Genomic DNA, 26,521 nt, shown 5'->3' on the forward strand with positions numbered 1-26,521 from the left:
CCGCGCATGACGAGTGCGGCGGCGGGTACGGGGCAAGCTGGCCGGTCGTATTGCCTTGCAGCATGGAAAATGTCCGCAATTTCTGCCATTTGTTTGTCATTAAGCTATTGTTATATGGTGCATTAGCCCAACCTTGGCGGGACGCATGATAAAATCATCGTCTTTTGCCATAGTCGAACTCCGTGCGGTCACGCGATTGTTACCTCGTTGTCACCTACCGAGCTTTTTTTAACGGCGTTTTTTCAAGAATTCAAGCATGTCATTACTGACCCAGATTTTCGGTAGCCGCAACCAGCGGCTGCTCAAGCAATACCAAAAAACGGTACGCGAGATCAATGCGCTCGAGCCGGCCATCGAAAAGCTGTCGGATGCCGAGCTGCAAGCGAAGACGCCTGCCTTCAAGGAACGCATCGCCGCTGGCGAATCGCTCGATGCCTTGTTGCCGGAAGCATTTGCCGTCTGCCGCGAGGCCAGCAAGCGCGTTCTGCGCATGCGCCACTTCGATGTGCAGATGATCGGCGGCATGGTCTTGCATTTTGGCAAGATCGCGGAGATGGGCACGGGCGAGGGCAAGACCCTGATGGCAACCTTGCCAGCCTACCTGAATGCCTTGTCGGGCAAGGGCGTGCATATCGTCACCGTCAATGACTACCTGGCGCAGCGCGATGCCGAGACCATGGGCCGCCTGTATGCCTGGCTGGGCCTGTCGACGGGCGTGAACATGTCGCAGATGGAGCACAGCGCCAAGCAGCAGGCGTACAACTCCGACATCACGTATGGCACGAATAACGAATTCGGTTTCGACTTCTTGCGCGATAACATGGTCTACGAAGCGCGCGAGCGCGTGCAGCGCAGCCTGAACTTCGGCATCGTCGATGAAGTCGACTCGATCCTGATCGATGAAGCGCGTACGCCTTTGATCATTTCGGGCCAGGCCGAGAACCACACGGACCTGTATTACAAGATCAATGAAGTGCCTGCGCTGCTGACTTTGCAGATCGGCGAAGAAACGCCTGATGGCAAAGGCAAGGTTGACGTGCCGGGCGACTACACCAAGGATGAAAAGGCGCACCAGGTGCTGCTGACGGAAGCGGGCCACGAAAAGGCCGAGCGCATTCTGATGGAAATGGGCTTGCTGCCGGAAGGTGCGTCGCTGTACGATTCGGCCAACATCACCCTCGTGCATCACCTGTATGCGGCCCTGCGCGCGCATGCGCTGTACTTCAAGGATCAGCACTACGTGGTGCAGAACAGTGAAGTCGTCATCGTCGATGAATTCACGGGCCGTCTGATGACGGGCCGCCGCTGGTCCGATGGCTTGCACCAGGCCGTCGAAGCGAAAGAAGGCGTCAAAATCCAGAACGAGAACCAGACCCTGGCCTCGATCACCTTCCAGAACTACTTCCGCATGTACGCCAAGCTGGCCGGCATGACCGGTACGGCCGATACCGAAGCGTACGAGTTCCAGGAAATCTACGGCCTGGAAACGGTCGTGATTCCGCAAAACCGTCCATTGCAGCGCAAGGACCGCCAGGATCAGGTCTACAAATCGTCGGCGGAAAAATACAACGCGATGTTGAACGACATCCGCGACTGCTACGAGCGCGGCCAGCCCGTGCTGGTGGGTACGACCTCGATCGAAAACTCGGAACTGCTGTCTGGCATCCTGAGCAAGGCCGATTTGCCGCATAACGTGCTGAATGCGAAACAGCATGCCCGCGAAGCGGAAATCATCGCCCAGGCAGGTCGTCCGAAAGCCATCACCATCGCCACCAACATGGCCGGTCGCGGTACGGACATCGTGTTGGGCGGTAACGTCGAAAACCAGATCAAGTTCATCGAAGCCAATGCTGAGCTGAGCGATGCCGACAAGGCCGCCCAGTCGCAGACCTTGCGCGATGAATGGCAATCGCTGCACGACCACGTGGTCAATGCGGGCGGCTTGCACATCATCGGCACCGAACGCCACGAATCGCGCCGCGTCGACAATCAGCTGCGCGGCCGTGCCGGCCGTCAGGGCGATCCGGGTTCGTCGCGCTTCTACCTGTCGCTCGACGATGCGCTGCTGCGCATTTTCGCCGGTGACCGCGTGCGCGCCGTGATGGACCGCCTGAAAATGCCGGAAGGCGAACCGATCGAGGCAGGCATCGTCTCGCGTTCGATCGAATCGGCCCAGCGCAAGGTTGAAGCGCGCAACTTCGACATCCGCAAGCAATTGCTGGAATACGATGACGTCGCCAACGACCAGCGTAAAGTCATCTACCAGCAGCGTAACGAGTTGCTGGAAACGACCGACATTTCGGACATGATCGGCTCGCTGCGCCATGGCGTGTTCACCGACCTGGTGCACGAGTACGTGCCGCACGAATCGGTGGAAGAGCAATGGGATATCAAGGGACTGGAAAATACCCTGTCCAGCGAATGGCAGCTCGACTTGCCGTTGCAGGCCATGCTGGAAGCTGATTCGACCCTGACGGACGAAGAGATCCTGGAAAAAGTGCTGGTCGCGGCCGATGCCGTGTACCAGTCGAAGATCGATATCGTCGGCAAGGAATCGTTTGGCGGCTTCGAGCGCAATGTCATGCTGCAAAGCGTGGACAGCCACTGGCGCGAACACCTGGCGGCACTCGATCACCTGCGCCAGGGTATTCACCTGCGCGGTTATGCGCAGAAGAACCCGAAACAGGAATACAAGCGCGAAGCGTTTGAACTGTTTGGCCAGATGCTCGACATGATCAAGAACGACGTCACGAAACACGTGATGACGGTGCGTATCCAGTCGCGCGAAGAAGTCGATGCGGCTGAACAGGCGCTGCAGCAGTCGCACGTGGAAAACGTGCACTACCAGCACGCCGAATTCGACCCGAACGCGGCACCGGAAGAACTGCTGGCGCCTGTGGCCGGCGGCAACATGGACAACGTCGACGACATGAGCGTGAGCATGGGCGTCAAAGTGGGCCGCAACGACCCATGCCCTTGCGGCAGCGGCAAGAAGTACAAGGCTTGCCACGGCAAACTGGCCTAAAGCCGGCTTCGCAGCCTGAACAAGAACGGAGACCGCGGTCTCCGTTTTTTTATGCCGTTTCAATTTACGGGCGCGCATGTACGGGTACGCATGTTCAAGGGCGCCGCGAAGGCGCTACAATAGCGCTTCCATTTTCCCTCGCAGAAGAACTCCTATGGCCGTCAATTCTCCCAAGCCCGTCGCCGCCGACTTGAAAGCCGTCGCCGGCATTGAAATCGGTGTTGCCGAAGCCGGCATCAAGAAACCCAACCGCAAGGATTTGCTGGTATTGAAACTGGCGCCGACGGCCACTGTGGCCGGCGTGTTCACCCTGAACCGCTTCTGCGCCGCACCCGTGCAAATCTCGAAAGCCAACCTGGCCGCCGTGACGGCCGGCGCCGCGCCTATCCGCGCGCTGCTGGTCAATACGGGCAACGCGAATGCTGGCACGGGCGAATCGGGCCTGGCCGATGCGCAAGCCAGTTGCGCCGCGCTGGCCGAGCTGCTGGGCTGCACGCCGCAGCAAATCCTGCCGTTTTCCACCGGCGTGATCCTCGAACCGTTGCCCGTGCAGCGCCTGGTGGCCGGCTTGCCGCAAGCCGTGGCCGCGCTGACGTCGGACAACTGGTTCTCGGCGGCCGAAGCCATCATGACCACCGACACGCAGCCGAAAGCCGGCTCGCGCACGGTCACCATCGGTGGCCATGCGGTGACCCTGACGGGCATCAGCAAGGGCGCCGGCATGATCAAGCCGAACATGGCCACCATGCTGGGCTTTTTGGCGTTTGACGCCACCGTGGCCCAGCCCGTGCTGGACCAGCTGGTGAAACAGGCGGCGGACAAATCGTTCAACTGCATCACCATCGACGGCGACACCTCCACCAATGACTCGTTCATGCTGGTGGCGACGGGCGCCGGCAGCCTGGTCGTCGATTCGACCGATTCGCCGCACTATGCGGAACTGGCCGCTGCCGTCACTGAACTGTCGACTTTCCTGGCGCAAGCCATCGTGCGCGACGGCGAAGGCGCGACCAAGTTCATGACCGTGACCGTGGAAGACGGCCGCAACGTGGAAGAGTGCCGCAAGATCGCCTATTCCATCGCCCATTCGCCGCTGGTGAAAACGGCCTTCTTCGCGTCCGACCCGAACCTGGGCCGCATCCTGGCCGCCATCGGCTACGCAGGCGTGGACGACCTGGACGTGGGCCAGTTGAACCTGTACCTGGACGACGTGTGGGTGGCCAAGAATGGCGGCCGCAACCCGGACTACCAGGAACAGGATGGCCAGCGCGTGATGCAGCAAAGCGAAATCACCATACGCGTGAAACTGGCGCGCGGCGATGCCACGGCCACCCTGTGGACGTGCGACCTGTCGCATGACTACGTGTCGATCAACGCCGACTACCGCTCATGACCGGCCTCGATCAATTCCTGCTGCGCGCGGAAAGCTTGCTGGCGCGCGTGGAGGCGATCCTGCCGCAGGCGGTCCCCACGCCGGACTGGAACAGCTTTGCCTTCCGCTGGCGCCGGCGCCAGGGCGCAGCAGCTTATTTGCAGGCGGTGGCCCACGTGTCGTCCATCGCTTTGAATGACTTGCACAATATCGGCACGCAAAAAGCGCAGATCGAGCAGAACACGCGCCAGTTCGTGGGCGGACGTCCCGCCAATAACGTGCTGCTGACGGGCGCGCGCGGCACGGGCAAGTCTTCCCTGATCAAGGCGTGCCTGAACCAGTTCGCCAGCCAGGGCTTGCGCCTGATCGAAGTGGACAAGGCGGATCTGGCCGACTTGCCCGACATCGTCGACCTGGTGGCGGCGCGCCCCGAGCGTTTCATCATCTTTTGCGACGACCTGTCGTTCGAAGAGGGCGAGAGCGGCTACAAGGCGCTGAAAGTGGCGCTCGATGGCAGCATCGCCGCGCAATCGGACAATGTGCTGATCTATGCGACCTCGAACCGCCGTCACCTGATGCCGGAACGCATGTCGGACAATACCAGCTACAAGACGGACGACGATGGCGATTTGCATCCGGGCGAGACGGTGGAAGAGAAAATCTCGCTATCCGAGCGTTTCGGCCTGTGGCTGTCGTTCTATCCGTTCAAGCAGGACGATTACCTCGATATCGCGGCGCACTGGCTCGCCTCCTTCGGCTGCACGCCGGAGCAGATCGCCGCAGCGCGCGGCGACGCCCTGCGCTGGGCCTTGCAGCGCGGTTCCCGTTCTGGCCGGGTAGCCTGGCAATTCGCGCGCGACTACGCGGGAAAGTTGCCGCAATGAGCGAAGTGAAAGTCAAACCCGTGGACGTTGCCGTCGGTATCCTGATGAAGCCGAATGGCGACGTGCTGCTGGGCCAGCGCCCGGCCGGCAAGCCGTATGACGGCTATTGGGAATTTCCTGGCGGCAAAGTCGAACCGGGCGAAGCCATTTTTGATGCCTTGAAACGCGAGTTTGTCGAGGAACTGGGCTTGTATATCGACAGCGCCGAGGCCTGGTGCGGCGTCGAATATGTATATCCGCACGCCCATGTGCGCCTGCATTTCTATATCAGCCGCGAGTGGCGGGGCGAGCCGCAAAGCCTGGAAGGGCAGGCGTTCGCCTGGCAGGGGATGGTCGGCGTGGAACCCTTGCTGCCTGCCACCATTCCCCTGCTGGAATGGCTCGATGAGGTACGCCGGGAATCCCTGGCGACTGCCTGATCTGGTGCCAGCGGGCAGCAGCATGCTGCGTGCTGGCGCAAGCTTTCCTCTTGCTTTCCTTGTATCGTGCGCGCTTTGCGCTACAGTGCTTTCATCAAGCACCGGGGAGTCTCGCATGCCGCTGACACTGACCTTTACCGATACCGATGAATTGTTGATTGCCGCGCTGCACAAGCGTGCCCGCGCGCATGGGCGCAGCATCGAAGATGAGCACCGCGACATCCTGCGCAGCGCCTTGCGGCCGCTGCCGAAGCGCCCGCTCGACGATATTTTGCGCAACATGCCCGACGTGGGACCCGATATGGATTTCGAGCGCCGCTCCTGACCCGCCATGCCTATGGCCGCCTACCTGGTCGATACGGATGTGATCGTTGCTGCGCGCAAGGGGGGCGCTGCACCGGCAGGCGTGCTCGCATTTTTCGAACGGGTGCCGCCGGAGGCGCGCTATGTGCCGGTGCAGGTGATCGCGCAGTTGCGCTCAGGCATACAGCGTAGCTGGCGGCGCGAAGCGGCGCTGGAAGCACTGGCGCTGGAAGGCTGGCTGGAAGCTGTGTTGGCAGAGTATGCGTCGCGGCTGCTGGAATTCGACCTCGATTGCGCGCTCGTGTGCGCGCGCCTGCATGGTCGCGGCCACGCGCACGGCGTGGATGGACAGATCGCGGCGATGGGCATCGCCTATGGCTTGACGGTGGTCAGCGGCAGGCTCGACAGTTTCGTGACGCAGGGACTGCGCCTGGAAAATCCGTTTCCCTGAGGATTACTGCGGCTTGTTGTCTTCGTCAGCCAGCGGATCTTCAAACGGATCGGCGGCGGGGATCGTGTATTTCTCTTCGGCCCAGGCACCCAGGTCGATCTGTTTGCAGCGTTCCGAGCAGAAGGGGCGGAATTTGTTGGCTTCAGTCCACTCGACTTTGGCGGCACAGGTAGGGCAGTTAACGACGGTCATGATGGGGCAAATAAGTAACAGTTAAAAATTACAGAGCGTGAGCTCGAACGGAACATCTTCTTCCAGCGGCTTGGGTTTCAAGTCGCCGCCCTGGGTGGTGAAGCGTACCCACAGCATATATTTGTTGGCGGAAATTTCCGGGATGGCGCCGCTGTTTTCATCCAGGCTCAGGCGCAGCATCTGGTACACCTTGCCTTGCAGCATTTGCTGGTAGCTACCGCCATTGGCGATCAGTTTAACGGGTCCGCCGGAATCGCGTAGCAGGCGCAATACCAGGGCCAGCGCATCGAACAGGGGCGCCAGCGGGGCAAACCAGGCGTGGATATCGGTCAGGCGCTGCTCGGAGCTGCGTTTTTGCCAGGCAAAGTAGGAAGGCAAGTCGAATTCGCAGGCCCCGCCCGGGATGATGGTGCGGCCGCGGATGCTCATCAACCATTCATTGTCGCGGATATTCTGGCCCGTCTTGCCTTGCGCCGCCACCAGGGCGCCGCTGACACTGTCGAGTTCACCGAGGATGGCGTCCAGGGTTTCCGGCTCCACATTCGGATTGCTGCGGTAGCCCAGCAGGCTTTGGCGCTGGCGTTCGAGTTCCTGCAGCAGGTCGGACTTCAGGTCGGCGCGGCCGGCCACTTCGAGCATGTCGAAAATAGTTGCCAAGGCAACATGGTGCTGCATTGCATGCTCTTGCTGGATGAAGAACTTGAATTTGTCATACAGGTCTTCCAGCCGCAACAAGGTACGTATGCGTTCGTTGAAAGGGTATTCGTAGACAATCAAAATAATTCCCTTAAGTAAGGACCTGCAAACAATCCCGTGATTTTGAACCAAGCGTCGACAAATTACAAACGTTGCGGCCCGTTTCCGGCCATTCTTTTTGAAAATGCCAGATATAAATCGTGCAACTGGGCAATCTGCGGCGCCAGGGCGGCCAAATCGCCATTATTGTCGATCACATCGTCCGCCGCCGCCAGGCGCATGGCCCGCGTGGCTTGCGTGGCCATGATGGCTTTGACTTGTTCTTCCGATAAGCCATTGCGCGCCATCACGCGCGACACTTGCAGGCTTTCCAGGCAATCGATGACCAGCACGCGGTTGACGCGCTCCACCCATCCGCCGGACTCGACGAGCAGGGGCACGGCGAAGATCACATAGCTGCCCGTCGCTTCGGCGGCGGCCGCCAGGGTGGCCTGGCGGATGCGCGGATGCAGGATGGCTTCCAGTCTGGCCTTGGCGTTGGCGTCGGAAAACACGAGCTTGCGCATTTTTGTTCGGTCGAGGGCGCCGTGTGCATCGGCGTAGTCCGGGCCAAATTCCGCCACCAGGGCCGGCATGGCGGCGCCATTTTGCGCCGTCAGGCTGTGCGCGATCTGGTCGGTATCGACGATGGCGGCGCCGTGCGCGGCGAACAGGTCGGCCACGGTGCTTTTGCCGCAACCGATGCCGCCGGTCAAGCCCACGCTGAAATAGGGAGCGTTTTGTTGTTGCATGTATTTATCCATAGGGTGCGCAGTGCTACGCCGGTCAGCCGGTCAGGCCCAGCGTAAGCCGCGACAGGGGCGTGCCGTACAGCAGGGCAATCATACCCGCCGCCGCCAGGTAGGGGCCGAACGGGATGGGTTTGTCGCGCCCCCGCTTGGCGAAGACGATCAGGCCGATGCCGACCACGGCGCCGACCAGCGACGACAACAATATGATCGTCGGCAACATGGTCCAGCCCAGCCAGGCACCAAGCGCCGCCAGCAATTTGAAGTCACCATAGCCCATTCCCTCCTTGCCTGTCGCCAGCTTGAAGGCCCAGTACACGGCCCACAGGGCCAGATAGCCGGCGGCCGCGCCGATGACGGCGTCCTGCAGTGGCACGAAGGTGCCATTGATGTTGATCAGCAGACCCGCCCATAGCAAGGGAAAGGTCAGGTCGTCGGGCAGGATTTGCGTATCGGCATCGATGAAAGTCATGGCGATCAGCAGCCAGGCAAACACGAGCGTGGCCAGGCCCGTCCAGCCGCTGCCGAAGTGCCAGATCAAGATGGCCGACAGCGCGCCCGTCAGCAGTTCCACCAGCGGATAGCGCACGGAGATGGGCGCCTGGCAGGCGCTGCACTTGCCGCGCAGCAGCAGGTAGCTGATGACGGGAATGTTTTCCATGGCCGTGATGCGGTGGCCGCAAGCGGTGCAGTGCGAGTGCGGCAGCATCAGGTTGTAGCGGTCCGTGTGCGGCAAGGGCAAGCCGCTTTCTTCCGCCACGTAATTATCGGACTCGCGCTGCATCATTTTCGGCACGCGGTGGATCACCACGTTGAGGAAGCTGCCGACGATCAGGCCGAACAGGGCGGCGACGAGGGCGACGGGCAGGTTGCCGGGCGCAGCGAATAGCAGGGTATCTTGCAGCATGGTGGATTTATCTGAGGTGAAGATCGTTGCCGCGCAAACATTGCCTGGCACTGTCGCAGTGTAAAACATCCGCCAGCGCGCGGGGTGTTTTACGGCGGCCATTTCTTCAAATCACGGCGCCAAGCTTAAATATCGGCAAGTACAGCGCGATCACCAGGGCGCCCACCAGCACGCCCAGCACCACCATCAACGCCGGTTCCAGCAGCGACGACAGGATGGCCACGGTGCTGTCGATCTCCGCCTCGATGATCTCGGCCGCGCGCGACAGCATGGCGTCGAGTGCGCCCGATTCCTCGCCGATCAGGGCCAGTTGCGTCAGCAGCGGGGGAAACACGGCGCTGTGCTCCATGGCCATGGCCAGGCTGCCGCCGGCGCGGATTTCACGCTCGATGCGCGTCGTCGCTTCCTGGTACAGCGCGTGGCCGGAGGCGGCGCCCACCAGGCTGAGCGAGTCGAGCAGCGGCACGCCGGCGGCGAACATGGCGGCCAGGGTGCGCGTCCAGCGGGCAATCGCCGCCTTGCGCAGGAGCGGGCCGAACACGGGCAGGCGCAATGCCCGCAGTTGCAGGTTGCGCCGCAAGACAGGCCAGCGGTGCCAGGCCAGGTACGATAGCAGCCAGGCCAGCATGAGCGCCGCCAGCAAGGCCAGCCAGTAGCGTACAAGAAAGGCGGACAGACCCATGACGAGCAGTGTGGGCAGGGGCAATGGCGCACCGAAGCTGTCGAATACCTGGCGGAAGGCGGGCACGACCACGCTCATGATGATGGCCGTGACGGCGATGGCGACGAGCACGATGGCCAGCGGATACATCAGCGCACCGCGGACCTGTCGCCGCAGGGCGATGGCTTTTTCCTGGTGCGTGGCCAGGCGCGCCAGCAAGTCCTGCACGATGCCGGCCTGTTCGCCGGCCGCCAGCAGGTTGCAATACAGCTCGTCAAATAGCAGCGGAAATTGGCGGAATGCCTGCTGCAGGCTGCTGCCCGCTTCGATGTCGTGGCGCAAGTCGCGCATCAGCTCAGTGACGGCGGGTTTGGTGTGGCCCTTGCCGGCGATGTCGAAGGCGTGCAGCAGCGGCACGCCGGCCGCCATCATGGTCGACAACTGGCGCGTGAACAGCGCGATATCCTTGTGCGTGATGGCCTTGCCGGGCGCAGCGCGCGCCGCCTGCACCCTGGTGGCCAGAATGCCCTGGCGCCGCAAGGCCAGGCCGGCAGCGGTGGCATCGGCGGCGCGCAAGATGCCATCGACCGCCTTGCCATGGCGGTCCGTGCCCTTCCATGCAAAGCGCCGCTCGGCCGCCATGTGCACCTCCTGCCGTCACGGTAGCAGCGTCAGGCAAAAGCACCAGCCGCGCTGGCGGCAAGCTTGATCTGGCTCAGCCTTTTGTGCTTTGTACTTCCGTCTGTACCAGGGCCTGGGCCTTCACGTCGGCTGCATCTTCCTCGTCGCTGTCCGTGCCCTTGCTGATGCTTTCGCCATCGTCGCGGCGCAAGGTCCAGAACGTCAGCGAGGACAGCACCGTCAGCGCGGCCAGGGTGAGGAAGGCGTGGTGCAGCGCGGTGCTGAGCATGATGCGGTCCGACTGCGGCAGGTCGCCCAGGTACCAGCCCGTGATCAGTGAACCGAAGGCCAGACCAAAGCTCATCGACAGTTGCTGCATCGAGCTGGCGATGGTGCTGGCCATGCTGGAGTCGGTCTTGTCGACATCGGCATACGCGATGGTGTTCATGCTGGAAAATTGCAGCGAATTGAAAAAGCCCATGCACAGGCTGATGGCGACGATCACGTACAGGGACGTGCCCGCGCCCACCTGCGAAAACATGGCGATGGTGATGCCGATCAGCACGGTGTTGACGATCAGCACCTGGCGGTAGCCGAAGCGGGCCAGCACGCGCGCGGAAATGAATTTCATGCCCATGGCAGCCGCAGCCGACGGCATCATCAGCAAGCCCGATTGCCAGGCGGGCAAGCCCAGACCCAGCTGGTACAGCAGCGGCAAGAGAAAGGGCAGGCCGCCCACGCCCAGGCGCGTAACGAAGCCGCCCACCACGGAGACGCGGAAGGTGCGGATCTTGAACAGGGTCAGGCGCAGCAGCGGGTGCAGCACTTCGCTCGAATGCCAGGCATACGCGGCGAGCAGGCTGATGGAAATGAACAGCAGCACGGCCGCCGAGGTGGGGTCGATCTTGTGCTCGCCAAAGATTTCCAGCAGCCAGGACAGCAGGGCGATGCCCGTGCCGAACAGCACCAGGCCGATCAGGTCCAGCGGACGGGGTTTGTCGCCGTAGTAATCGGGCATGTAGCGGTGCGCCAGGTACAGCGCCGCCAGGCCCACGGGCACGTTGACAAAGAAAATCTCGCGCCACGACAGCCAGTGCACGATCAAACCGCCCACCGTGGGCCCCAGCAGGGGCCCGATCAGGGCGGGAATGATGACGAAATTCATGGCCGCCAGCAATTGCGATTTGGGAAAGGTGCGGATGATGGTGAGCCTGCCCACCGGCATCATCATGGCCGCGCCCACCCCTTGCAGCAGGCGCGCGGCCACCAGCATGGGGGCATTCACGGACAGGCCGCACAGGATGGAGGCGATGGTAAAGATGGCAACAGCGGCGGAAAATACGCGCCGCGTGCCGAAGCGGTCGGCCATCCAGCCGCTGATGGGGATGCACACGGCCAGGCTCAGGATGTAACTGGTGACGACGGCCTTCAGGCTGAGTGGCGTCACGTTGAGGCTGGCGGCCATGGCGGGGATGGCGGTGTTGACGATGGTGGAGTCGAGTTGCTCCATGAACAGGGCGGTGGCAACCACCCAGGGAAGGTAGCTTTTAATCGGGGAACTGGTCATGGATGCGAGCCTGAGGAGGAGAAACGGAGCCGACAGTACGACGAATTGTCACATAAATGGCGCAGGCGTGCCGCCCGCGCCGTCCATTCTGGCAGCGGGCCGGGGGCATCGTCCATGGAACATTTGTTCTATGGCAATAGATTGCGGGCAAGGCTAGCATGTGTTTTCTGGCAGCTTCGGCCTGCTCTTTTCCCGAAAGTCACACTACATGAAAAATGCACTTACGTTCCTTGTCCTGGGCGCGGCCCTGTCCGCATGCGGCGGCGGCAGCGACGGCGGCACGCCGGAAGCACCCGCCAAGCCACCCGTCGTGGTCACGCCTCCCGTCGTTCCCGCCGACAGCGTGACGGTAGCATCGGAAGCCGTGGCGAAAGAGGCTGGCCTGAACGTCATTGCCGGTGCCAGTGCTGACGAAAGCGTCTATGACGTGGCCGCCGATATTGGCGACACATGGCGCATCACCTTTGACAGCGTCAAGAAAACCTATGCCATCCGTGTCTTGTCGACGCAGTTCGGCTTGAGCGACCGCAGCGGCACGTTCAGCGCTACCACCACCGGCAATTTCACCACCTACACGGCGACAGATTTCAGCGTCACCGTCGATGCGCGCACGCGTCTTCTGTCGGGCAATATCAAATTGGGTAACATGGTCTCGACCGTCAGCGGCAGCGGCTATGCGGTCGGCGATGTGGCCAAGCTGGCCGGCAGCTATATTTTCCTGGGCGCCATGCGCAATGCATCGAACGGTGCTGACCGTTTCAATCCGAAAGGCAGTCTCAAGATTGCAGCCGACGGAGCGGCCCAATTGTGCAATGGCGGCGTGTTCAATGCGCAAGGCGTGTGCTCTGCTGTATCGCCGCAGCTGGAAGCGGAAAACGCCAGCCTGACCCTGGTCAAGGATGCAAAGAATGGCTTGCTCGTCGCCCGCCAGGGTGGCCAGGACTTCGGCATCGTGCACGTGCATGCGGGGGACCGGGGGCTGGCGCTGTTCATTGACCGCTATGGCCGCAATCAGGAAAATGTCATGCGCGTGGGCACCATCGTGGCGGCCAAACAACAGAAGATCGGCACGGAAATCAATGGCAACTATGCCTGTGCGGCGCAGGGCATCAGCGCGAACATCGTCGTTGCCGGCAGCACCGCCACCCTGACGAATAACACGACCGGCAAAACGCATGCGGAAACCATCACCGTCAACAAGCTGGGCCTGGGTGCGCAAGCCCTCGATTTCGATGGCATCGCCGTCTTCAAGGACCCTGCCGATGTGCCAGCCGACTATTCGATGTTCATGCCCGTGTCCTCGAGCATGGCAGTCGAATTTTCGACCGACCGGTCGTACATGGGCATGTGCCTGAAAAAATAGTCGCTAGCGTTGGATGTGATCCAGGGCGGCTAGCAGCGGCAGCGCCGCGTCCGCAATGCGCTCCAGGCTGGCCTCGCGCAGGGCGGCGGTGTCCACCGTGTGGCCGGAGTCCAGTCCCGCCCAGCGCAGCAGCGCCGAACATGCGGCGGGCGTGTCGAACATGCCGTGCAAATAGCTGCCGAGGATTTGTCCGTCGTCCGATACGGCTCCTTCCGCGCGCCCATCGATGACAAAGGCCGGCTGCGCCAGCGCCGCGCCATGCGAGACGCCCATGTGGATTTCATAGCCGGCCACGGGCGCATTGGCCGCGCCGGCAAACGCGCAGTGGCCGCGCACCTGTTCCAGCCGCTTGTCGCTTGTCAGCTCCGTCACCATGTCGAGCAATCCCAGCGCCGGCGAGTCTCCCGCCGCGCCTTCCACTCCCAGCGGGTCGTGTACGGACTGTCCCAGCATCTGGAAGCCGCCGCAGATGCCCAGCACCTTGCCGCCATAGCGCAGGTGTTTTGCCAGGTAAGCGGGCCAGCCCTGCTGCTGCAGCCAGGCCAGGTCGCCGCGCGTGTTCTTGCTGCCGGGCAGGATCACCAGATCCGCCGGTGGAATCGCTTGTCCCTGTTTGATGAATTGCAGGTCGATATCGGGGTGGGCGCGCAGCGCGTCGACATCCGTGTGGTTGCTGATGCGCGGCAGTTGCGGCACCACCACCTTGAAGGCGCCGCGTTCTGCCTGCATGGCTTCCACGGCGTCTTCCGCATCGAGGAACAAGCCTTGCAGATAGGGCAGCACGGCCAGCACGGGCTTGCCGGTCTGCTGTTCCAGCCAGTCGATGCCCGGTTGAAGCAGCGAGATATTGCCGCGGAAGCGGTTGATGACGAAGCCGAGGATGCGTGCCCGCTCGCTGTCGGACAGGCAGGCCAGGGTGCCGATGATGTGCGCGAAGACGCCGCCACGGTCGATGTCTGCCACCAAAATCACGGGGCAGTCGACTGCTTCGGCAAAGCCCATGTTGGCGATGTCGCGCGCACGCAGGTTGACTTCGGCGGGGCTGCCCGCGCCTTCGACGATGACGGCGGCGTATTGCTGGCGCAGGCGCGCATACGATTCCAGCACGGCGCCCATGGCGATGCTCTTGTATTGCTGGTAGTCGCGCGCATCCATCTCGGCGCGCACCTTGCCATGGATGATCACTTGCGCGCCCGTGTTCGACGACGGTTTCAAGAGCACCGGGTTCATGTCCGTGTGCGGTGCGATGCCGCAGGCCAGCGCCTGCAATGCCTGCGCGCGGCCGATTTCGCCGCCGTCGGCCGTCACGGCGCTGTTCAGCGCCATGTTCTGCGGCTTGAACGGCGCCACCGTCACGCCGCGCCGTTTTAGCAGACGGCACAGGGCCGCGACGATGGTGCTCTTGCCCGCGTCGGACGTCGTACCCTGCACCATCAGGGCGGGGAAGGGGCTGTTCATGCCGGCCGCTCCTGCTGATGTTGCCACCGCGCGATGATGTCGCTGAGCTGGCGCAAGCCTTCCGTGATGGCGGCCGGACCGGGAGAAAGAATGTCGGGCGACTTGATTTCGAACAGCATGTCATTGCGCACGGCAGGAATCGCATCCCAGCCCGGGCGTGCCATCAGCTGTGCCGGCTGGAACTTCTTGCCGCACCAGGTGGCGATGATGATGTCGGGCGCGCGCCGCACCACTTCATGTGGATCGGCGATGATGCGTTCCCTGGCGCCCGGATGCACGGACAATTCCGGGAAGGCGTCCGTGCCGCCAGCGATGCCGATCAATTCCGCCGCCCAGCCGATGCCGCTCATCAGGGGATCATTCCACTCTTCAAAGTAAATCACGGGCTTGCGCGACCAGGCTGCGGCGCGAGCCCGGGCGGCGGCGATGTCCGCGCGCAGGCTGGCGATCAGTTCGCGGCCGGCGTCCTCGCGCTGCACCAGCGCGGCCAGTACGGCGATCATGCGCAGGATGCCCTCCACCGTGCGCTGGTTGAACTGGTGCACTTCGATGCCTGCCTTGACCAGGTCGCGGCAGATATCGGCCTGCATGTCGCAAAAGCCGATCACGAGGTCGGGCTGGACGGCCAGGATGCGTGCCAGGTCAGCGGAGGAAAAACCGCTGATCTTGGTTTTTTCCTCGCGTGCACGCGGCGGGCGCACGGTGAAGCCGGAAATGCCCGCGATGAAGTCTTCGGCGCCCAGTGCATACAGTGTTTCCACGGCCTCCGTCGACAGGCAGGCGATGCGCTTGTAGTGGCTCATGGGACGCTTTTTGCTGCCGGATTGCTGCGGCGCTGGCGGGCCACTTCCAGCTGTTCGCACATGGCGGCCGTGCCTTCGATCATGCGCGGGCCGGCGCGATTCAGCAGGTCGCCATTCAGGCGGAACAGGTTATTTTTGCGCACGGCAGTCATCGACGGGAAGGCGCGCCACATGGCCAGGCCGCCTTCGCTGCGCGGATCGCTTTTTTCGCTGGTGCCGAAAATGACTTCCGGGTCTTCCTGCAGCACGCCTTCCGGCGTGACGACGGGCGCCACTACCTTCATCGCGGCAAACACATTCTGGCCGCCGCACAGGCGCATGGAGTCGCTGATGATGCTCGCGCCGCTCAAGGTGTACAAGGGTTTATCCCACACCTGGTAAAACACGCGCACGGGCGGACGCTGCGCATATTGCGCCGTCAAGCTGGCCAGTTTGGCGCGCAGCTGCGCGGCGGCCGCTTTGGCGACTTTTTCCGTTCCCATCAGCTGGCCCAGGCGCTCCATGCTGTCGGGGATGTCGGCCAGCTTGCGCGGCTCGCTGTGATAGATGGGCACCTTCAGCTGGCGCAGCATGGCGATCTGGCGCTCGGCGCTGCCATGCATCCACACGACGATCAAGTCCGGTTTCATGGCGATGATGCGCTCCATGTCGTACTGGCGGTTGTCGCCTACCTGCATGATTTTTTTCGCCGCTTCAGGGTAGTCGCTATAGCTGACGACACCGGCGATCCTGTCGCCGCCGCCAGCCGCGAATAGCAGCTCCGTGACATGCGGCGCCAGCGCCAGGATGCGCTGCGCCGGCTTGGCCACGGTGACGGTATTGCCGTCGTCGTCGCGCACGGTGATGGCGGCATGCGCCTGCAGTGAGATCAATCCGGCCAGCAGCAGTGCGGTTTTCAAGTGGTTCATATGTGCTTCCATGCAGTGAGGGCCTGCTGCAGGCGCAGCCAGGCGTGTTCGTCGGGGGGCAGGCCCAGGCGGATGCCGTGGGCCGCGTGGCGGAACAGGCGCACCCAGATGCCTGATACTGCCATGTGGTGCCAGAAGGCTGCGGCGCGCGCTTCCGGCCACCATTGAAACAGCGCCGTGCCGCTGCTGGCGATGCCGTGCGCGGCCAATAGCTGGCGCAGGCGCGCACCTTCGCCGCGCAGGCGCTCGCGCATCGCTTCCTGCCAGTGCGTATCGTTCAAGGCAGCCAGCGCCACGTGCTGCGCCGGGCCGCTGACGGTCCAGGGACCCAGCATGTCGGCCAGCTGGGCCAGCAGCGCAGGATGGGTGGCGACAAAGCCCAGGCGCAATCCCGCCAGGCCAAAGAATTTGCCGACGGAGCGCAGCACGATCAAGCCTGGTCGATGCGTATGTACACCCAGGCTGGCTTGCATTTCCGTGTCGCCAAACGCTTCATCGACCACCAGCCAGCCGCCGCGCGCGGCCAGTTTGCCGGCCCACTCCAGCAGTATCTCGGGCGCGATGCGTTCGCCCGTGGGATTGTTCGGATTGCAGACGACCAGCACATCGCAATTGTCGACGGCATCGGCCAGCAACGCATATGGCACTTGCCGCAACTGGTGGCCGTGCTGGCCCCAGTGGTGCGCATGTTCCGCATACGACGGGGCGGCCACCACCACGCGCGACGGTGCGCGCAGCCGGGGCAGGGCCTGGATGGCGGCCTGCGTGCCCGCCACGGGCAGCATGGCCGGTGCGTTGTAGTAGACGCAGGCAGCGGCCACCAGCGCGGGATCGGCTTCCGGCAGCCGGTGCCAGGCGTTGGCGTCCGGTGCTGGCGCTGCATACCAGTGCGGGTTGATGCCCGTCGACAGGTCGATCCAGTCGGCCACGGGCCGGCCAAATTCGCGCGCGGCGTCGCGCAGCTTGCCGCCATGTTCAAGCAAGGTATTTCCCCCGCAGGTAGTACAGCCCGGCCAGCAGCGCCACCCAGATCAGCCACAGCACGGCCGTTTCGGCCACCAAGCGCCAGGCGCGGTCGATATCGCGCGCTTCGGCGGGACGGCCGGCGCCCAGCGGCGGGCGGTGTTCCAGCTCGCCGTCGTACATGGCGTCGCCACCGAGGGCCAGGCCCAGGGCACCGGCGCCGCTGGCCATCACGGGCCCCGCATTCGGGCTGCCCCAGTTGGGGGCCTGGCTGCGCCAGCAGTGCCAGGCGCGCTTCTTGTCCGCCATGGTCTTGCCTAGCAAGACGTAGGACAGGGCCGTCAGGCGCGCCGGCAGGTAATTGAGGATGTCGTCGATGCGCGCGGCGCAGCAGCCGAACCAGTCGTAGCGTTCGTTGCGGTAGCCCCACATGGCGTCGAGGGTATTCGCCAGCCTGAATAGCACGGCGCCGGGGCCGCCCGCCACGGCAAACCAGAACAGGGTGCCGAAGACGGCGTCGTTGCCGTTTTCCAGCAAGGACTCCGTGCTGGCCTTGGCCAGGCTGGCCGCGTCGGCGTTGGCCGTGTCGCGGCTGACGATGCGCGCCGTCAGCAGGCGCGCGTTGTCCAGGTCATCCATGGCCAGGGCATCGGCGATCGGCTGGTTATGGTCGCGCAGGCTGCGCAAGCCCAGGCACAGGTACAGCAAAAAAACATGCAGTGTGGCGCCCGCGAAGCCGCACAGCCAGGCGACGAGACAGGTGATAGGCAACACGGCCAGCAGCCATGCCAGCGCGCCGCGCAGAAAACGTCCGCGGCCCCGGTTCAGCATGCGTTCGAGCGCGCTGGCGAGGCGGCCAAAGCCCACCAGCGGATGCCAGCGGCGCGTTTCGCCCAGGATCAGGTCGAGCAGCACGCCGGCCGTCATCAAGCCTGCCAGCATGGGCAGCGACAAGCCGCTCAGCATGGGCCGCCTTTCAGGTACAGGGGCAGGCCGGCGGCGACAAACACGGCCCTGTCGCACACGGCCGCCACGGCCTGGTTCAAACGGCCCGCTTCATCCGTAAAGCAGCGCGAGATGGCGCCGTAGGGCACGATGCCCATGCCCACTTCGTTCGACACCAGCACAAGCTCACAACTCGCGCTATCGGTATCGCCGATTTCGGCCAGCGCGTACAGCAGGTGCGTGCGCTCGCTGTGGAACAGTTCGGGCAGGGCGATGTCGCCCACGTCCGGGTAAGTCTCGCCGGTGGAAAACATCAGATTCGTCAGCCACAGGGTCAGGCAGTCGACCAGCAGCAGCCTGCCGGGGCGCGCCTGCTGCAGGATGGCGTCGCCCAGGCGCAGCGGTTCTTCCAGGGTGGCCCACTCGGCCGGGCGCTGTAACCTGTGATGCGCGATGCGCATGGCCATTTCGCCATCGCCCGCCTGCGCGGTAGCGATGTAGACGACTTCCTTGCCGGACTCGCGGGCCAGCTTTTCCGCATAGGCGCTCTTGCCGGAACGGGCGCCGCCGAAGACCAGGGTGCGCGTCATGGCGCTGTTACCACTCGGTGCCGATTTGCGCGCCGATGCCGGCCGCATACGCGTGTTTGACGACGGCCATCTCGGTGACGGTGTCGGCGATCGCGATCAATTCATCCGGCGCGCCACGGCCCGTGATGACCACGTGCTGCATGGCCGGGCGTTCCAGCAGGTCGGCGATGACTTTGTGCACGTCGAGGTAGTTGTATTTGAGGGCGATATTGAGTTCGTCGAACAGCACCAGGCCGTAGCTGGGGTCGGCCAGGAAGGTCTTTGCCTGCTCCCATGCCAGTTCGGCTTTTTCGATGTCGCGTTCGCGGTTTTGCGTTTCCCAGGTATAGCCTTCCCCCATAGCATGAAAGCTGATTTCATCGGGGAAGCGGCGCAGGAATTTTTCCTCGCCCGTCGACATGGCGCCCTTGATGAACTGCACCACGCCCACTTTCATGCCGTGGCCCATGGCGCGGATGGCCATGCCGAAGCCGCTCGAACTCTTGCCCTTGCCATTGCCCGTGTTGACGATGATGATGCCGATTTCCTTGTCGGCCTTGGCGATGGCCGCGTCGATGATGGTTTTTTTTCTTTCCATGCGCACGCGGTGGCGTTGGTTTATAGCTGCGATATTGGCTGCAGTGTCCGCGTCGATGTTGTCGCTCATGTTTAATCCTCTTTCGGTATGAATATCTTGCGTTTGCCGTGGGCGATGATCTCGATCGGGTGGCCCAGGTAGTCGCCCAGGATGGATGCCTGCATCACTTCGGCCACGGGACCGGCCAGCCAGCCGCCGTCGCCCATCAGCAGCAGCGCATGGGTCGAGACGCTGTGCGCCAGGTTCAGGTCATGCCCCACCATCACCACGGTTTTATTTTGTTCGCGGCACAGTTTCGACAGCAGCCCCATGACGCTGACCTGGTGCGCCAGGTCCAGTGCATTGGCCGGTTCGTCCAGCAGCAGCAGGGGCGTATCCTGCGCCAGCATGGCGGCGATTGCCACGCGCTGGCGTTCGCCGCCGGACAGGCTGCGCACGTCGCGTTCGGCCAGGTGCTCCACTTCCATCGAGGCCAGCGCCGCCAGGGCGATGCGCTGGTCGTCGCTGCCTTCCCAGTAATGGTTGTCGTGATACGGATGGCGCGCCGACAGCACGGTTTCGATGACGCGGTACGAGAACGCATCGTGGCGCGCCTGCGCCAGGAAGGCGCGTTCGCGCGCCAGTTCATCGAGCGGCCAGTCGATCAGGGCGCGGCCCTGTATCGTCACGTGGCCCGCATCCGGTTCGCGCAAGCCGGCCAGGGTGCGCAGCAAGGTGCTCTTGCCCGCGCCATTGCGGCCGATCACGCTCCAGCATTCGCCATCCTTGATGTGCCAGATGAGGTTTTCCACGAGGGAGCGCGTGCCTGCCTTCAGGCCGAGTTGGTAAGTACGTATCATGTGCGTCGCAGCCGGTGCAGTTGGTACAGGAAGACGGGCGCGCCTATCATGGCCGTGACCACGCCGACGGGCAACTGCAAGGGTGCCAGCACGGTGCGCGCAAGTGTGTCGGCCAGCACCAGGAAAGTGCCGCCGGCCAGCGCGGCGGCCGGTATTAACAGGCGATGATCGGGGCCGCAGGCAAAGCGCAGCGCATGCGGCACGATCAGGCCGACAAAACCCACGCTGCCGGCGCTGGTGACGGCACTGGCCGTGAGCAGGCCGGAACAGAAGAACAGGCCCTTGCGCAGCGCGCCCACACGCACGCCCAGGGTGCTGGCCGCTTCCGCATGCAGCGCCATGATGTTCAGCGAACGCGCGCAGCGCAGCGCAAACATCATGGCACCAGCCAGGACCAGCCAGGGCATCAGCCGCGCGGGGGCGCCAGACAGGTCGCCGATCATCCAGAACACCATGCTGCGCAAGCGGCTTTCCGGGGCGATGGATAGCATCAGGGTGACGATGGCCATGCAGGCCGAGGCCAGGATCACGCCCGTCAGCAGCAAGAGGGAGGCGCCGCCTTCGGCCGCCGTGCCGCCGCGCAGGTCGCGGCGGGCAAAGAAATACAGCAGCATGGACACGCCGACGGCGCCCGCGAATGCCGCCGCGTCGACCACCCACAGCGCACACATGAACAGCAGCGCGGCCAGCGCACCGACGGAGGCGCCGGCGGAAATGCCCAGCACATACGGGTCGGCCAGGGGATTGCGCAAGAGAGCCTGCATCATGACGCCGGCCAGCGACAGCGCCGCGCCGGTGACGAACGCGGTCAGCGCGCGGCCAAGGCGCAGGTCGAGCAGGGTGGCGGCGAGGGTATCGGTCTTGCCCTGCACGACATGGAGCAGGGCGGAAGGTAGGTCGGCGAGCGGAATCGCGATCGAACCGATCATGCCGGAGAAAATCAGGCTGGCAACCGCGCACACGATCAGCACCGTGAGGATCACGGTGGCGCGGTGGCGCATGTTGCGGAAAAATGGGTGCATGTACTGCCTTAAAAACGGGGAACGCAGAACTGCATATGCGGACGATGGCGGCATGCCATCGCCCCCAGCTTACATCATTACTTCATGGCTATTTCATGCCGTAGCGCACTCCGACGAAGACTTTCGAGCCTGGTGTCGCGTAGAAGCGCGCCAGTTCGTAATCCTTGTTGGCGATGTTGTTCCAGCGCGCCAGCACCGACCAGTCGTGGGTGAATTGGTAGGTGGCGTACAGATTGACCAGGCCATATCCGCCCAGGACGTTCTTGTTGGCGGCATCATCGAAACGCTTGCCCGATAATTGCCACTCGGCGCCCGACGTCAGCGCGCCAGCCGTGTAGTCGACGGCGAAGTTGGCGTGTTGCTTGGCGCGGCGTACCAGTTGCTTGTCCTTGGTTTCATCGCGCGGATCTTGCAGGTCGATGTTGCCGCTGACGTTGAAAGCGCCGAACTTGCGTGCGCCAGCAATCGTCAGGCCTTCCAGCAGCGCCTTGTTGACGTTGTAGGCGCAGCCGTAGCCGGTGAACAGCGGATCGGGACAAGGCGAGGCATTCACCAGCAGGTCGCTGACCTTGTTGTGGTAATAGCTGGCGCTCAGTTTCGACACGCCGTCGTCGTAGCGCAGACCCACTTCGGCGTTGCGGCCCTGTTCCGGCTTGTTCGTCGCCAGGCCATAGCCCGGGTAGTACAGCTCATTGAAGGTCGGTGCGCGGAAGCTGGTGCCGTAGCTGGCGTTGGCGCGTAATGCGTTGGTGATGCGGTAGCCGTAGGCGACGCTGCCCGTGTTGTACGTGCCGAATGCCGAGCTGTCATCACGGCGGCCGCTGATGCTGACCAGGTGCGCGCCGCGTACCAGGTTGTACGATGCAGCGAAGGATTTGGTGTTGCGTCCGCCGGTGACTTCTTTATTCAAGGTCGACGTCACATCTTCATCGCGGTAGCTGGCCAGCAGTTGCAGGTTGTCGCGGCCGAAGCGGATGTCATTTTGCCAGGTCAGGTCGGTCTGCTTGGTGTTGATCTGGCTCTTGCTCCACGAATCGGTGCCGCCATCATTGCCGGCCTTGTCGCGCGCTTCCGCATAACGCAGTTCACTGGTCCAGTTGGGCAGGAATTCGTTCTTCGTGAAGACGGAGACGTTTTCCAGTTTCTCGTTGCTGCGTGCATCGTAGCCAGGACCGGCGTCATACTGCGCTTTCAGTTCGCTATTCAGGAATGTCAGGCCCACTTCATGGCCTTTGGCCATCTGATAGCCGAACTGGCCGCTGAAGCTTTCCTTGTCGTAGCCGTCTTTGTCTGGATTGTAGGTGTATTCCGGCGATGCACCGAGCTTCGAGGCCGAGAAACCATCCGATTTTTCCTTGCCAGCTGCCAGCGCATAGCTGAAGCTGTTCGGACCAGCGGTGGAGCCGGCCACTTGCGCTTCGACCTGGCGCGTGTTGTTGCTGCCGTAACCGGCGAATGCGGAGACGCGCGTGGCGCCATCGCCTTTTTTCGTGAAGATCTGGATCACACCGCCGATGGCGTCCGCGCCGTACATGGTGCTCAGTGGACCATAGACGATTTCAATGTGATCGATGCTGGAAAGGGGCAAGGCGCTCCAGTTGGCCGTGCCCAGGGTGGACGAGCCAATGCGCACACCATCAACCAGCACGATATTCTGGTTGCTGTTCGCACCGCGGATGAATACGCTGGCCGCAGTGCCTGCGCCGCCGTTGCGCGCCACTTCAATGCCGCGTTGTTTTTGCAACAAGTCGACAATCGAGCTGGCGCCAGAACGCGCGATGTCTTCCGAGCTGATGGTCTGCGTATCGCTCAATACTTCGCTCAGGTGCTGTGGATAGCGGTTGGCGGTGACGACGACAGGATCGAAGGTATCGGGCGTGGCTTGGGCGAAAGCGGCAGGCGCGGCAATGGCTAGCGCGAGCGACGTGAGCGCCGCGTGGCGGGAAACAGCATGGGTCATGATAATTTTCAGTAAGTAATATGCAACCAGCCGACGTCCCCGTAGGCCAGATTGAACAGAAGTGGGAACTGAAGATGACGATCGAAGATGGCCATGGGCCATTCGGATCGCGAACATCCCCGTTCGCACACTTCCACCTGTCCTGGCCGGTATCCGGGCTGGCAAGTGCGGCTATCCCACCTTCCCATGCTCGATGATTGCAAGCACAGTGGTTGTCAGAGATAGCTTGTCGCCCGCTTCCTGTAGCGAGGGGCGACACTTGCTTACCGTTGCGGGGGCAGCACACGTTCGCCGCAGTCGCGGCATCGTGTTTCCCGTTTAACTGCGCTCATGGACATGAGCGCGGGCACCAAAACCCCGCCATTATACGTGCAGCAGGCGTGGACTGAAATGGCGGGCTGGACGATTCGACATCAGAAATCGACGACGACCGTCGCACCGTAGGCGATTTTGTGGGCCGAATGGGCGGCCAGCAGGGCGGTTTCTTCCAATGGCAGCCGGGCTTGCAATGCCGACAGCAGGCGGATGGTGCCCGCATGGCAGATGATGATGGCTGTTTCGTGTTGTTCGCGCAACAGATCACCTAAAAACGCATCGACGCGGGCGGCCATCGCCAGCACATTCTCGCCGCCGCCGGGGTGGTACCAGGCCAGATCGGCCGCCCAGGCATCGATTTCCGCGCGTGCAATCGCGTGCCAGGGCTGCATTTCCCATGCGCCGAAATCCATTTCGGCCAGCCGTGCATCAAAGCGCAGGTCGCTGGCCGGGAGGGTGCCGGCCAATGCGGTCGCCAGACCGGCGCAGCGGTGCAGCGGACTGGCGTAGAGCGGCACATCGGCCGGCAGCGTTGCTTGCAGGCTGGCGCGCACCGTGGCCATTTCGTGCGGCGCCACCGCCACGTCGCTGCTGCCATAGCAGGTGCCGCTGGTTACCTGCGGCGCGGGGTGGCGCACTAAAATCAGTCGCATGTTAATAGAAGCGTATGGGAGGCTGGAAGCTGGAGAGGATCGCCAGATAGACCGCCACTTCCGCCACTTGCTGCACGGCGCCCAGGCAGTCACCCGTGTAGCCTTGCAGGCGGTGCTGGCATTTGCGGCCCAGCCAGAATGCGCAGGCCGCCGCCACCACGATGGCAAATGCCAGCGCGGCCCAGTAAAATATCCCCAGCACGCCGCATACGACCACGGGCAGCAGGCCGCCGGTAGCGGCGATGATGAATTCAACCGTGGTCATTTCTTGCGCCATCGGCTTGGCCTTGCCTTCGTCGCGCGCATAGTCCATGAGCCAGATCAGCGAGACGGCGGCCAGGCGCGAGAGAGGATGGGCGATGAATAATGTCGCCACCACCGTGGCAGGCGGCAGCGAAACGAGCGCCGCGCATTTGATGGCCAGCAGGCAGACGATGCCGATGGCGCCATACGCGCCGATGCGCGAATCCTTCATGATTTCCAGTACCCGCTCGCGGGTCACGCCACCGCCAAAGCCATCGCACATGTCGGCGAAGCCGTCTTCATGGAAGGCGCCCGTCAGATAAATGCCGGTGGCGACGGCCAGCAGCACGGCCACCGCCGAAGGCAGGAGCCAGCTGGCCAGCAAATACACTGCGCCCGAAATGGCCGCCACCACCACGCCGACCAGCGGAAAGTAGCGCGAGGCATGCTGCAGCCAGGCCAGCTCGAAACCCACCCAGCGCGGGATCGGCAGGCGCGTGAAGAACTGCAGCGCAATGAAGAAGAGTCGGCACTGATGGACTGCGGCGGAAACGGGATTGGCCATGGTCTTAGTCTGGCGTGGACTTTTCGCTGACCTGGGCCGAGGCGAAGGTGGCCATCTCGCGCATGAAGTTGACGGCCGCGTGCAGCAGCGGCAAGGCCAGCGCCGAACCCGTGCCTTCGCCGAGGCGCAAATCGAGATGCAGTAGCGGACGCGCACCCAGTTTGGCCAGCAACTGGCGGTGGCCATTTTCATCGGAGCAGTGCGAAAACACGCAGTAATCGAGGATGGCAGGTTGCAAACGGGCCGCCACCAGCAGGGCGCTGCTGACGATGAAGCCATCGATCAGCAGGATCATGCGCCGTTCGGCCGCCTTCAGCATGGCGCCGGCCATCATGGCGATCTCGAAACCGCCAAAGGTGGCCAGCACGTCGAGTGGGTCCTTGACTGCCGCATGATGCGCGACGGCCGCTTCGATCACATGCTGCTTGTGCAATATGCCTTCCTTCGACAGGCCGGTGCCGGCACCGACGCAATCGGCGACGGGCGTGCCTGTCAGCTTGTGCATCAGTGCGGCGGCGGCCGTGGTGTTGCCGATGCCCATTTCGCCGAAGCCCAGCACATTGCCGTCCAAGGTGGCGACCAGGTCCATCCCCGCCTGCATGGCGACCAGGCATTGTTCCTGGCTCATGGCGGGTTTGTTGGCAAAGTTGCTGGTGCCGGGACCTTGCTTGCGGTCAAGCAAACCATCGCGCGGGCCGAAGTCATGGTTGACGCCGGCATTTACTATATAGAGGGCGCAATCGTTCTGTCGGGCAAAGACATTGATGGCGGCGCCGTTGCCGAGGAAGTTTTCCACCATTTGCCAGGTCACGCTTTGTGGATAGGCAGAAATGCCTTCGGCGACCACGCCATGGTCGGCTGCAAAAACGATGATGGCAGGCTGGTGCAATGCCAGTTGCGTGCTTTGCTGGATCAGGCCTATCTGGCGGGCCAGGGTTTCCAGTAGCCCCAGGCTGCCCAACGGCTTGGTCTTGCTATTGATGGCGTGTTCAAGTGCGCTGGCCAGTGCGGGATTGGCGGTGGGGAGAATGTGTGGGATAGGCATGGGAGTCAAGGTGGAGGTGGCAGAGTATTGCCAGCGGTACGATATCACACAGCAATATTTGCTCAGCTGAAAAATAGTCCTTGCGGGGCGTGCGGGGCTTTGCTATAGTTCGCCTCCCCAATGAGGCGCAGTCAAATGCGGCAGTTGAGGATCACCGGAAACGGCGATGAGTAAGAAAAGAAGGAGTTGACGGACGTAGCAAAATGCTTCATAATCTTCCTTCTTCGCAGCTGACAAACACAACGCTTTGTCGATAGCGCGAAAGTAGCACCGAATACCGTTCTTTAACAATTAACAGTCGATAAGTGTGGGCATTTGATGTAAGTGCAGCGTCAATCTTCGGATTGGCGTCTAACTTAAAATATCAAATGTTCACAAGAAATAAT

The 26,521-nt window shown here is 62.8% G+C and carries 26 protein-coding genes and 1 riboswitch; of the genes, 7 read left to right on the forward strand and 19 right to left on the reverse strand.

Annotated features, from left to right (window positions below; translation table 11 throughout):
• Nucleotides 1-256 precede the first annotated feature (256 nt).
• The 6 genes from secA to ACQ4W0_RS28005 all read left to right on the forward strand — a co-directional run bounded on the left by secA (nucleotide 257) and on the right by ACQ4W0_RS28005 (nucleotide 6,454).
• On the forward strand, nucleotides 257-3,025 hold the full coding sequence (gene secA / locus ACQ4W0_RS27980) for a preprotein translocase subunit SecA (protein WP_436579702.1): 2,769 nt from the start codon (nucleotides 257-259) through the stop codon (nucleotides 3,023-3,025).
• 154 nt (nucleotides 3,026-3,179) lie between these two features.
• The gene (gene argJ, locus ACQ4W0_RS27985) at nucleotides 3,180-4,418 is read left to right on the forward strand and encodes a bifunctional glutamate N-acetyltransferase/amino-acid acetyltransferase ArgJ (RefSeq protein WP_436579703.1); all 1,239 of its coding nucleotides are present in this window, start codon (nucleotides 3,180-3,182) and stop codon (nucleotides 4,416-4,418) included.
• The gene (locus ACQ4W0_RS27990) at nucleotides 4,415-5,281 is read left to right on the forward strand and encodes an ATP-binding protein (protein WP_436579704.1); all 867 of its coding nucleotides are present in this window, start codon (nucleotides 4,415-4,417) and stop codon (nucleotides 5,279-5,281) included. The genes argJ and ACQ4W0_RS27990 overlap by 4 nt, the downstream gene beginning before the upstream one ends.
• A complete protein-coding gene (locus tag ACQ4W0_RS27995; RefSeq protein WP_436579705.1) occupies nucleotides 5,278-5,700 on the forward strand; it encodes an NUDIX domain-containing protein in 423 nt (140 codons plus the stop codon). The genes ACQ4W0_RS27990 and ACQ4W0_RS27995 overlap by 4 nt, the downstream gene beginning before the upstream one ends.
• A 115-nt stretch (nucleotides 5,701-5,815) precedes the next feature.
• Nucleotides 5,816-6,025 (forward strand): FitA-like ribbon-helix-helix domain-containing protein, encoded by a 210-nt coding sequence (locus tag ACQ4W0_RS28000; protein WP_436579706.1) that lies wholly within the window; start codon nucleotides 5,816-5,818, stop codon nucleotides 6,023-6,025.
• A 6-nt stretch (nucleotides 6,026-6,031) separates the two neighbouring features.
• Nucleotides 6,032-6,454, forward strand: a complete 423-nt coding sequence (locus ACQ4W0_RS28005; protein WP_436579707.1) for a PIN domain-containing protein — start codon at nucleotides 6,032-6,034, stop codon at nucleotides 6,452-6,454.
• 3 nt (nucleotides 6,455-6,457) lie between these two features.
• Here the strand turns inward: ACQ4W0_RS28005 and yacG are convergent, their stop codons facing one another.
• The 6 genes from yacG to ACQ4W0_RS28035 form a co-directional block, all read right to left on the reverse strand.
• Nucleotides 6,458-6,649, reverse strand: a complete 192-nt coding sequence (gene yacG, locus ACQ4W0_RS28010; protein WP_034748814.1) for a DNA gyrase inhibitor YacG — start codon at nucleotides 6,647-6,649, stop codon at nucleotides 6,458-6,460.
• Nucleotides 6,650-6,667: 18 nt separating this feature from the next.
• A complete protein-coding gene (gene zapD / locus ACQ4W0_RS28015) occupies nucleotides 6,668-7,423 on the reverse strand; it encodes a cell division protein ZapD (RefSeq protein ID WP_034748811.1) in 756 nt (251 codons plus the stop codon).
• Between the two features lie 62 nt (nucleotides 7,424-7,485).
• Nucleotides 7,486-8,133 carry a dephospho-CoA kinase gene (coaE, locus tag ACQ4W0_RS28020; RefSeq protein ID WP_436579708.1) on the reverse strand — a complete coding sequence of 216 codons (648 nt, stop codon included), beginning with the start codon at nucleotides 8,131-8,133 and terminating at the stop codon, nucleotides 7,486-7,488.
• A 34-nt stretch (nucleotides 8,134-8,167) separates the two neighbouring features.
• Nucleotides 8,168-9,037, reverse strand: coding sequence for a prepilin peptidase (locus ACQ4W0_RS28025; protein WP_436579709.1), 870 nt, complete (start codon nucleotides 9,035-9,037; stop codon nucleotides 8,168-8,170).
• A gap of 106 nt (nucleotides 9,038-9,143) precedes the next feature.
• On the reverse strand, nucleotides 9,144-10,340 hold the full coding sequence (locus tag ACQ4W0_RS28030) for a type II secretion system F family protein (RefSeq protein ID WP_436579710.1): 1,197 nt from the start codon (nucleotides 10,338-10,340) through the stop codon (nucleotides 9,144-9,146).
• A gap of 73 nt (nucleotides 10,341-10,413) precedes the next feature.
• A complete protein-coding gene (locus ACQ4W0_RS28035) occupies nucleotides 10,414-11,886 on the reverse strand; it encodes a DHA2 family efflux MFS transporter permease subunit (protein ID WP_436579711.1) in 1,473 nt (490 codons plus the stop codon).
• Between the two features lie 208 nt (nucleotides 11,887-12,094).
• On the opposite strand from ACQ4W0_RS28035, the gene ACQ4W0_RS28040 reads away from it, so the two are divergent.
• Nucleotides 12,095-13,249, forward strand: coding sequence for a hypothetical protein (locus ACQ4W0_RS28040; RefSeq protein ID WP_436579712.1), 1,155 nt, complete (start codon nucleotides 12,095-12,097; stop codon nucleotides 13,247-13,249).
• A gap of 3 nt (nucleotides 13,250-13,252) precedes the next feature.
• Here ACQ4W0_RS28040 and ACQ4W0_RS28045 read toward each other — a convergent pair whose 3' ends face one another.
• The 13 genes from ACQ4W0_RS28045 to cobT all read right to left on the reverse strand — a co-directional run bounded on the left by ACQ4W0_RS28045 (nucleotide 13,253) and on the right by cobT (nucleotide 26,135).
• Entirely contained in the window at nucleotides 13,253-14,707 is a 1,455-nt protein-coding gene (locus ACQ4W0_RS28045) for a cobyric acid synthase (protein ID WP_436579713.1), read from the reverse strand.
• A complete protein-coding gene (locus ACQ4W0_RS28050) occupies nucleotides 14,704-15,510 on the reverse strand; it encodes an ABC transporter substrate-binding protein (RefSeq protein WP_436579714.1) in 807 nt (268 codons plus the stop codon). Before ACQ4W0_RS28050 ends, ACQ4W0_RS28045 begins: the two co-directional genes overlap by 4 nt.
• The gene (locus tag ACQ4W0_RS28055; RefSeq protein WP_436579715.1) at nucleotides 15,507-16,418 is read right to left on the reverse strand and encodes a cobalamin-binding protein; all 912 of its coding nucleotides are present in this window, start codon (nucleotides 16,416-16,418) and stop codon (nucleotides 15,507-15,509) included. The genes ACQ4W0_RS28050 and ACQ4W0_RS28055 overlap by 4 nt, the downstream gene beginning before the upstream one ends.
• On the reverse strand, nucleotides 16,415-17,401 hold the full coding sequence (gene cobD, locus ACQ4W0_RS28060) for a threonine-phosphate decarboxylase CobD (RefSeq protein ID WP_436579716.1): 987 nt from the start codon (nucleotides 17,399-17,401) through the stop codon (nucleotides 16,415-16,417). The genes ACQ4W0_RS28055 and cobD overlap by 4 nt, the downstream gene beginning before the upstream one ends.
• Entirely contained in the window at nucleotides 17,394-18,347 is a 954-nt protein-coding gene (gene cbiB / locus ACQ4W0_RS28065) for an adenosylcobinamide-phosphate synthase CbiB (RefSeq protein ID WP_436579717.1), read from the reverse strand. Before cbiB ends, cobD begins: the two co-directional genes overlap by 8 nt.
• The gene (gene cobU, locus ACQ4W0_RS28070; protein ID WP_436579718.1) at nucleotides 18,341-18,916 is read right to left on the reverse strand and encodes a bifunctional adenosylcobinamide kinase/adenosylcobinamide-phosphate guanylyltransferase; all 576 of its coding nucleotides are present in this window, start codon (nucleotides 18,914-18,916) and stop codon (nucleotides 18,341-18,343) included. The genes cbiB and cobU overlap by 7 nt, the downstream gene beginning before the upstream one ends.
• A 7-nt stretch (nucleotides 18,917-18,923) precedes the next feature.
• The gene (gene cobO, locus ACQ4W0_RS28075; RefSeq protein ID WP_436579719.1) at nucleotides 18,924-19,562 is read right to left on the reverse strand and encodes a cob(I)yrinic acid a,c-diamide adenosyltransferase; all 639 of its coding nucleotides are present in this window, start codon (nucleotides 19,560-19,562) and stop codon (nucleotides 18,924-18,926) included.
• A 2-nt stretch (nucleotides 19,563-19,564) separates the two neighbouring features.
• Nucleotides 19,565-20,332, reverse strand: coding sequence for an ABC transporter ATP-binding protein (locus ACQ4W0_RS28080; protein WP_436579720.1), 768 nt, complete (start codon nucleotides 20,330-20,332; stop codon nucleotides 19,565-19,567).
• On the reverse strand, nucleotides 20,329-21,354 hold the full coding sequence (locus ACQ4W0_RS28085) for a FecCD family ABC transporter permease (protein ID WP_436579721.1): 1,026 nt from the start codon (nucleotides 21,352-21,354) through the stop codon (nucleotides 20,329-20,331). Before ACQ4W0_RS28085 ends, ACQ4W0_RS28080 begins: the two co-directional genes overlap by 4 nt.
• A gap of 88 nt (nucleotides 21,355-21,442) precedes the next feature.
• Nucleotides 21,443-23,314 (reverse strand): TonB-dependent receptor domain-containing protein, encoded by a 1,872-nt coding sequence (locus ACQ4W0_RS28090; RefSeq protein ID WP_436579722.1) that lies wholly within the window; start codon nucleotides 23,312-23,314, stop codon nucleotides 21,443-21,445.
• A gap of 127 nt (nucleotides 23,315-23,441) precedes the next feature.
• A riboswitch (cobalamin riboswitch) is annotated at nucleotides 23,442-23,683 on the reverse strand.
• Nucleotides 23,684-23,727: 44 nt separating this feature from the next.
• Nucleotides 23,728-24,282 carry a histidine phosphatase family protein gene (locus tag ACQ4W0_RS28095; protein ID WP_436579723.1) on the reverse strand — a complete coding sequence of 185 codons (555 nt, stop codon included), beginning with the start codon at nucleotides 24,280-24,282 and terminating at the stop codon, nucleotides 23,728-23,730.
• 1 nt (nucleotide 24,283) lies between these two features.
• Nucleotides 24,284-25,090, reverse strand: coding sequence for an adenosylcobinamide-GDP ribazoletransferase (locus ACQ4W0_RS28100; protein WP_436579724.1), 807 nt, complete (start codon nucleotides 25,088-25,090; stop codon nucleotides 24,284-24,286).
• A gap of 4 nt (nucleotides 25,091-25,094) precedes the next feature.
• Nucleotides 25,095-26,135, reverse strand: coding sequence for a nicotinate-nucleotide--dimethylbenzimidazole phosphoribosyltransferase (gene cobT / locus ACQ4W0_RS28105; protein WP_436579725.1), 1,041 nt, complete (start codon nucleotides 26,133-26,135; stop codon nucleotides 25,095-25,097).
• Nucleotides 26,136-26,521 lie beyond the last annotated feature (386 nt).

Source organism: Janthinobacterium breve (genome assembly GCF_051380895.1).
Taxonomy (GTDB): domain Bacteria; phylum Pseudomonadota; class Gammaproteobacteria; order Burkholderiales; family Burkholderiaceae_D; genus Janthinobacterium.

Coding starts and splice junctions, on each gene's coding strand:
- secA (WP_436579702.1), top strand. CDS start 257: ATGTCATTACTGACCCAGATTTTCGGTAGCCGCAACCAGCGGCTGCTC.
- argJ (WP_436579703.1), top strand. CDS start 3,180: ATGGCCGTCAATTCTCCCAAGCCCGTCGCCGCCGACTTGAAAGCCGTC.
- ACQ4W0_RS27990 (WP_436579704.1), top strand. CDS start 4,415: ATGACCGGCCTCGATCAATTCCTGCTGCGCGCGGAAAGCTTGCTGGCG.
- ACQ4W0_RS27995 (WP_436579705.1), top strand. CDS start 5,278: ATGAGCGAAGTGAAAGTCAAACCCGTGGACGTTGCCGTCGGTATCCTG.
- ACQ4W0_RS28000 (WP_436579706.1), top strand. CDS start 5,816: ATGCCGCTGACACTGACCTTTACCGATACCGATGAATTGTTGATTGCC.
- ACQ4W0_RS28005 (WP_436579707.1), top strand. CDS start 6,032: ATGCCTATGGCCGCCTACCTGGTCGATACGGATGTGATCGTTGCTGCG.
- coaE (WP_436579708.1), bottom strand. CDS start 8,133: ATGCAACAACAAAACGCTCCCTATTTCAGCGTGGGCTTGACCGGCGGC.
- ACQ4W0_RS28025 (WP_436579709.1), bottom strand. CDS start 9,037: ATGCTGCAAGATACCCTGCTATTCGCTGCGCCCGGCAACCTGCCCGTC.
- ACQ4W0_RS28030 (WP_436579710.1), bottom strand. CDS start 10,340: ATGGCGGCCGAGCGGCGCTTTGCATGGAAGGGCACGGACCGCCATGGC.
- ACQ4W0_RS28035 (WP_436579711.1), bottom strand. CDS start 11,886: ATGACCAGTTCCCCGATTAAAAGCTACCTTCCCTGGGTGGTTGCCACC.
- ACQ4W0_RS28040 (WP_436579712.1), top strand. CDS start 12,095: ATGAAAAATGCACTTACGTTCCTTGTCCTGGGCGCGGCCCTGTCCGCA.
- ACQ4W0_RS28045 (WP_436579713.1), bottom strand. CDS start 14,707: ATGAACAGCCCCTTCCCCGCCCTGATGGTGCAGGGTACGACGTCCGAC.
- ACQ4W0_RS28050 (WP_436579714.1), bottom strand. CDS start 15,510: ATGAGCCACTACAAGCGCATCGCCTGCCTGTCGACGGAGGCCGTGGAA.
- ACQ4W0_RS28055 (WP_436579715.1), bottom strand. CDS start 16,418: ATGAACCACTTGAAAACCGCACTGCTGCTGGCCGGATTGATCTCACTG.
- cbiB (WP_436579717.1), bottom strand. CDS start 18,347: ATGCTGAGCGGCTTGTCGCTGCCCATGCTGGCAGGCTTGATGACGGCC.
- cobU (WP_436579718.1), bottom strand. CDS start 18,916: ATGACGCGCACCCTGGTCTTCGGCGGCGCCCGTTCCGGCAAGAGCGCC.
- cobO (WP_436579719.1), bottom strand. CDS start 19,562: ATGAGCGACAACATCGACGCGGACACTGCAGCCAATATCGCAGCTATA.
- ACQ4W0_RS28080 (WP_436579720.1), bottom strand. CDS start 20,332: ATGATACGTACTTACCAACTCGGCCTGAAGGCAGGCACGCGCTCCCTC.
- ACQ4W0_RS28085 (WP_436579721.1), bottom strand. CDS start 21,354: ATGCACCCATTTTTCCGCAACATGCGCCACCGCGCCACCGTGATCCTC.
- ACQ4W0_RS28090 (WP_436579722.1), bottom strand. CDS start 23,314: ATGACCCATGCTGTTTCCCGCCACGCGGCGCTCACGTCGCTCGCGCTA.
- ACQ4W0_RS28095 (WP_436579723.1), bottom strand. CDS start 24,282: ATGCGACTGATTTTAGTGCGCCACCCCGCGCCGCAGGTAACCAGCGGC.
- ACQ4W0_RS28100 (WP_436579724.1), bottom strand. CDS start 25,090: ATGGCCAATCCCGTTTCCGCCGCAGTCCATCAGTGCCGACTCTTCTTC.
- cobT (WP_436579725.1), bottom strand. CDS start 26,135: ATGCCTATCCCACACATTCTCCCCACCGCCAATCCCGCACTGGCCAGC.